The organism is Pseudomonas syringae group sp. J309-1 (assembly GCF_032582135.1).
Taxonomy (GTDB): domain Bacteria; phylum Pseudomonadota; class Gammaproteobacteria; order Pseudomonadales; family Pseudomonadaceae; genus Aquipseudomonas; species Aquipseudomonas quasicaspiana.
The window spans coordinates 1-316 of record NZ_JAWHNU010000122.1 but is presented as its reverse complement, the minus strand read 5'-3'; the positions used below and the strand labels follow the sequence as shown (position 1 = coordinate 316).

General features: G+C 63.0%; 1 protein-coding gene. It reads right to left on the bottom strand.

All coding sequences use genetic code 11. The features are described 5' to 3' along the window. Positions 1 to 118 precede the first annotated feature (118 nt). On the bottom strand, positions 119 to 316 hold a 198-nt coding region (locus RX972_RS29015; RefSeq protein ID WP_316880721.1), incomplete at its 5' end, for a hypothetical protein.

Genomic DNA, 316 nt, shown 5'->3' with positions numbered 1-316 from the left:
GTTGGCGGCGCGGGAGTGGAGGCGGAAATGGCAGCCAGCGCAGAAGACGGCTAGCGGACCCTTCGGCACCGGATTGATGCAATTCCTGGTCGGGCAAACCTTCGTGCTCACGGCTAGGTCACCTTTCGGATTTTGTGGTCGGGAGAGGATTGGCGAACGCCCAAGCGGCATCGTCGGGCCACCGGGAGATCAATTCCTGGAAGGCCTTGCGGCGGTCGGTCGGACTGAGCTGGCTGAAATTGGCGGTGACGGTGCCTTTGCGCTTTTGGCCAGGAGACAGGTCGGCCTTGGCCTTGGCGTTCGGATCGGTCAGGTG